This window comes from Paenibacillus sp. P4_A7, assembly GCF_056402455.1.
In genome coordinates this window covers 1-5,539 of sequence record NZ_JBFUHJ010000378.1, presented here as the reverse complement: position 1 = coordinate 5,539, position 5,539 = coordinate 1, and the positions used below count along the sequence as shown (strand labels likewise).

General features: G+C 41.2%; 6 protein-coding genes. 2 read left to right on the top strand and 4 right to left on the bottom strand.

Annotated elements, in window-relative coordinates; all coding sequences use genetic code 11:
• The coding region (locus AC1DWN_RS26695; protein WP_477561924.1) for a Gfo/Idh/MocA family protein at positions 1–557 on the top strand (557 nt) is incomplete at its 5' end.
• 139 nt (positions 558–696) lie between these two features.
• Here AC1DWN_RS26695 and spoIIP read toward each other — a convergent pair.
• A complete protein-coding gene (spoIIP, locus tag AC1DWN_RS26690) occupies positions 697–1,860 on the bottom strand; it encodes a stage II sporulation protein P (RefSeq protein WP_477561923.1) in 1,164 nt (387 codons plus the stop codon).
• A 209-nt stretch (positions 1,861–2,069) separates the two neighbouring features.
• Positions 2,070–2,792, bottom strand: coding sequence for a ThuA domain-containing protein (locus AC1DWN_RS26685; RefSeq protein WP_477561922.1), 723 nt, complete (start codon positions 2,790–2,792; stop codon positions 2,070–2,072).
• Between the two features lie 124 nt (positions 2,793–2,916).
• On the opposite strand from AC1DWN_RS26685, the gene AC1DWN_RS26680 reads away from it, so the two are divergent.
• Complete coding sequence (locus AC1DWN_RS26680) at positions 2,917–3,864, top strand: AraC family transcriptional regulator (protein ID WP_477561921.1); 948 nt, start codon at positions 2,917–2,919, stop codon at positions 3,862–3,864.
• Positions 3,865–3,968: 104 nt separating this feature from the next.
• Here the strand turns inward: AC1DWN_RS26680 and AC1DWN_RS26675 are convergent, their stop codons facing one another.
• Both AC1DWN_RS26675 and AC1DWN_RS26670 read right to left on the bottom strand, forming a co-directional pair.
• Positions 3,969–4,868, bottom strand: coding sequence for an AraC family transcriptional regulator (locus AC1DWN_RS26675; protein ID WP_477561920.1), 900 nt, complete (start codon positions 4,866–4,868; stop codon positions 3,969–3,971).
• A 36-nt stretch (positions 4,869–4,904) separates the two neighbouring features.
• Positions 4,905–5,539, bottom strand: a 635-nt coding sequence (locus AC1DWN_RS26670) for a sulfatase family protein (protein ID WP_477561919.1), incomplete at its 5' end; no start/stop codon positions are given.

Below are 5,539 nucleotides of genomic sequence, written 5' to 3'. Positions count from 1 at the left end.
ATATTGTTGCCTTCAAAGGAATGAATCGCGGCACTGCTCCAAGCGGTTGGTTTGTTGATCCTGAACTATCTGGCGGAGGCGCTTTGCTAGACCATACCGTACATGTCATGGATTTAATGAATTGGTTCAACGGCTCAGGTCCTAAGGAAGTTTACGCCTATGCTGCCACCTTATTTGACGACAAGTTGAAAGTGGACGATACAGGCATGATGCATGTGAAATATGAGAATGGCGTATTCGGCGTACTTGATACAAGCTGGTCAAGAAAAGCTCCTTATCCTACATGGGGTGATGTCGCTTTGGAGATCATCGGTACTAAAGGTGTCATATCTTTGAATGGCCTTGCTCAGGTCAACGAACTTTACAGCCGTAAAAATGCGGCAGGACAATGGAATTACTGGGGCGACAATATGGATGAGCATCTGGTACGTGCATTCGTACAGGCCATTCGCAGCGGTCAGCCTGTACCTATCTCAGGTGAAGACGGCATGCGCTCAACCATTGCTGCATTGGCTGGTTACGCGTCTATTAAAACAGGTCAACCAGTATTGATATAAAGGGGCAGTATTCAGCATCCACCGCAAGCGAAACAGGCTTTGTCGCCGATAATCAGTGACAAAGCCTGTTTTTGTTAGGAGTGCAAATGGAAACAGAATGTGTTTCCGCTATTCCCTTCATGTGACTTTGTTGCAATTGCTACAAGGAATTAACCTTTTTTATATCAACATCGTTCTTGTATAACTCTGTTATTACTTTGGATAAARCATCAATAGTTCGATTTGATTCCTCACGATTGTTATTAACCCCGCCAATTTCAATAATTATATTTTTGATCGACAAATCTTGATTATAGACTCCATTACCTTGCTTTCGATCCTTTGCAAAGATACCCTTTGATAAGCCAGGGTACTTGTTATTCAAAACCTTAATGAACTCTTTCGCAAATTTATAGTTCTCCTTCCATTTCGGATTATCTGAACCAATAATAATAAACAGCTGAGCGTAATCTATCCCATTGATTTTAGTTGTAGTTGCTTTTCGAGGTCCAGAATCTCGATGTATGTCAAAATAATATTTCAGTTGTTTATTTGCAGCCTTAGCTTCCTTGACCTTTTTTCTCGAATAAAGATACGAATCTGAACTCTTGAAAATATCGCTATACACAGACTGATAATCAGTTGAATCATGAATGCTGTTAATTCCTGCTTCACTTAATTTATTTGCTAATCTGTCTCCCAATAAAGTAACATTTATCTTTTTGTCAAAAGCCAGATACTCCTTTTCAACATCTGGCAGTTCCGGCAACCACGATTCACGATTATGAGAATGGTAAATAAATATCTCAGCATTTTTCTCGTTATCGATTGGTGTTTTAGTATGATTATCTTTTGGTGGTGCAATATTAGTCGTCGAAGGCTTCTTTGGAAGTAAGGGGTTATTTTTAGGTTCAATTATTTCATTTTGGCTCCGCTCATCATTCCCAGGATAATCAATCACTCCCTCGGTGTCACTGCCTGGATATAGCAAAGTAGATTTTTTTGAATCCACTCCCGGTATTATTCCAGCCACAAGTGCTTTGGGATTGTTTAGCTCCACATCTAATAAAAAGGTGAGTAGAAAATTCATTGTGCTTTGCGAGTTTATCGTATGAGTTTTAGCTTGAAAATAAGGCGCTTCTAAACTTAACAAATTACTAAAAAAAACTACCGGAATATGAACAGCTTTTCCAGAGGATATATTAATTTGAGGATTAAATGCAACTAATGTCGCACCCAACAAAATAGTAGTTGAAAAGCTTATAATCATTATGACTATAAAAATGCGAAATAATTGAACAAGCTCAGGCCACTTTTTGTTCATGAAAACACCCCTCTTTTTTGAAAGTCAGCCGAGTGCCATTTCTATTAAATCCTCTCTCTTTACTAGCAAACATATGTAATGAACCTATTAAATATGCATTTGGTTACTAGAATATTCAAAACAACACCATATGACGTTGATTAATTGCATCAAAAAGAACCAGCCTTCATTTAGACGAAGGCTGGTTCTTTTTCGAAACGTATATTCGTTTATTTAGCCAATATTTTTTCTAATGGCTGCGCATTCCCATAGACTGGACGATTGCGATCTACTGGCTGCGCCCATTTCACGGCATTCACAATTACGCGTTGAATGTCTTTATTATAATAAGTTGGATAGGTTTCATGCCCCGGTCTAAAATAAAACACTTTTCCGTTTCCGCGTATAAAGGTGCATCCGCTTCGGAACACTTCTCCACCTTCAAACCAGCTTGTAAAGATCAGCTCGTCTGGTGTTGGAATATCAAAATGCTCACCGTACATTTCTTCTTTTTCCAGCTCGATATATTCGCCAATTCCTTCTACAATCGGATGACTTGGCGCTACAACCCAAAGACGTTCCTTCTCATCAGCCTCACGCCATTTCAAATCACAGCTTGTACCCATTAATGTTTTAAAGATTTTTGAGAAATGACCCGAGTGAAGTACGATCAAACCCATTCCGTCAAGCACGCGCTGCTTCACTTTTTGGACCACTTCATCCTTTACTTCATTATGTGCCATATGTCCCCACCAAACTAATACATCCGTATGCTTTAATACGTCATCTGTTAAACCATGTTCTGGTTCATCCAAAGTAGCCGTACCTGCTTCATATCCTGCTTCCGTTAAGAAACCTGCAATCGCACCATGAATTCCATTTGGATATATTCCACCTACGATCGGGTCTTTTTTTTCATGTCGATATTCATTCCATACCGTTACCTTTATCATGATATAAACACTCCCTCTTGATTTAATTACTCTTAGTATAAAAAAATCAAGCCTTAAGAGAAATGCTCAATCATGCTGCTTTTATATTCAAAAGTGTTATACTTCAAAAAAGGAGGTTAAGCTCATGCCCTTAATAGAAACTACTATTGATACACACTCCGAAGCTATCAATGAAGAGGTCATCTATCAGAATCCGATGCTGTTTCTAAAAATATGGGAGATTTCCTCAGAAGCACACTACTATAGCGTTCCGGAAAGGCATCCCTGGCACTACCATAAAGAAGTAGAATTTCTTGCAATCATAGAAGGCCACCTAGGAGTTCAAAGCAAACACGACTACGTTGTCCTCGGGCCGGGTGACGTTATGGTTTTGGGAGCCTCCCAACCACACCGTTCCCATCAACCTTTTACAGAAGCACTGCACTATGTAGTATTTCAAATCGATCTGGTCAAGCATTTTGACCAAAGCACAATGCCCTATTTGTATTGCTTCTCGGAACTGACTCAACCACTGGATAAACTAAACTATATTTTTGATATAAACGAATCGGCAAAACGGGAAACGTATGCTTTTATTATGGATGTTTTCAAAGAATCACAAACTCGAATGAGAGGCTACGAAATCGCCATCAGCTCCGTAATCAAAAGATTAATTCTGCTATTGTTAAGGAGCGATAACCGAAACGTACTGAACTATACAGGGGAAACCGAATTAAGCCGATTAAAACCAGTTCTTGATTATGTAAACGCACATTTAAACGATAAACTCTGCGTCGAGGATGCTTGTGCCTTGGTTAATTTGAGTTATCACTATTTTATAAAATATTTCAAAAAAACGATGGGCGTCTCTTTCGTGGAATATRCCAACTATAAACGAATCAAGCGATCTGAACTTTTATTACTGACGAGCGAGCTTAGTATTATGGATGTGGGCTACGAGGTCGGCATCTCGAATATGGCACAGTTTTACAAGCTTTTTAGGCGTCATAATCAATGCTCACCCAGAGAATTCAAATTACGCATGCGAAGCGAGTCCAAAGTTACGATGGAGAGCACGCAACTATATGAATAATTGGACAACAATCTCTTCCCGCGTGTTCCTAGTCCGATACAGTAGATTTTTTGGGCATATCTGACTAAGCTGAAATTTGTCTGGTTGATGCAGGATAGGATACTTTAAGTGGAGGTATATTGTCTTGTACGATACTGCCGTGGGGAACAACCCACATACCGTAAGAATAGCCTGCTGAAAAAAGAAGGATCATCGTAGCCAACCATCGTTGCTACTGAAATGACTTTTTCATCCGATTCAAGCAGTATCCGTTTGGCGTTCTCGATTCGAATTTCGTGAAGTACGTCAAAAACGCTCTTCTTGTACTCTTCTCTCATCATACGGTTTAATTGCCTGGTGCTGACGCTGAATAGTTTGGAAAGCGTTTGCAAATTAATTTTCTTATCGAAATTCCGCTCCAAATAACCATAGATCCGCATAGCGCCAATTTCACGGTCCAACTGACGCGGGGAACTATATGGATTGCTGAGATGATGCTGCATCAAACTGTAATGACGGGAGAGCAGAACGAGCAATTCAATCATTTGAAGTTTAATCACCGTTACATGCCCTAATCCACGGAGACCGATTTCTCTAATCATGCTCTCAAGGAGCATCAAAATTAAAGCAGCATCCTGCCCATGCAAATTAAGGTGATGGTTGAAACGTACATCGTGCTTCAGAAACGGGTGAACGTAAAAATAGTCCATCGACCCCGTGATTTCGAGCTCATGGAGTAAGGCATCCGGAATAAATGAAGGCATAAACAAGCAATTAATAATCTCCATATGTGTCCCAGGCTCCACGTAATAAGAATGTGTTTCTCCTGGATTGATGATAAACACATCTCCGGCGCGAATATTATAATCAGTGCCTTGGAATATATGAACACCGCTTCCTCGCACGATAAAGACCAGCTCGACGAATTCATGTCCATGCTCGTCGGTTGATGCTTGCTCTCTCCGCGTGATCCAGAAAGGGATTCCATACTTCATAAAACTATTGCTTCCTAATATCTGCTGCACCCGTACTTCACCTCCGTCCTATTTCTCCTTCGAACTTTAGCGATGATTTTGAACAGCTATGTCGTAAATTTCACGTTTGGGCTCTCGCAGCCACTCCTCCCAGCTCATGCCTGCTTTCGCTAGAATCTGTTCGATTCGCTTCTTAAAAGGTAAGCCGACATCCTTTAGCTGACGCTCAATCGGATCCTCTCGCCCTGCCAGCTTGCCAACAACCCACTCATCGAGCTGGCGTTCGAATTGATCAGCCAGATCAGGCAACGAATCTGCTAAATTTATCAACTCATCTGGATCAGCTTCCAAATTGTACAATTCCCTTGGCGGTCGATTGAAAGGTCCCGCATCATAGGTACGAATAAATTTGTAGTCGGCCGTACGTATTCCTCTTGCAGCTTGCCAAGCGCATTCGCTAAGGTATACTCTTTCGTGGGTGCTGTCAGACTTCCCTCGAATAGTCTCCCATAGACTTACTCCATCAATCTCTTTAGGTACAGTAAGTTTTGATCTGTCGATGCCAGCGGGAGCTTCATTGCGCGCTGCCTCTAATATCGTGGGCAGCAGGTCGACCTGCTGAACTAGCCCAGAAACCCGCCGACCCGCTGAAATCCGGCCCGGCCATCGAATAATGATTGGAACATGAACAGTAGGCTCGTATAATCCGCAATGATCCCAAT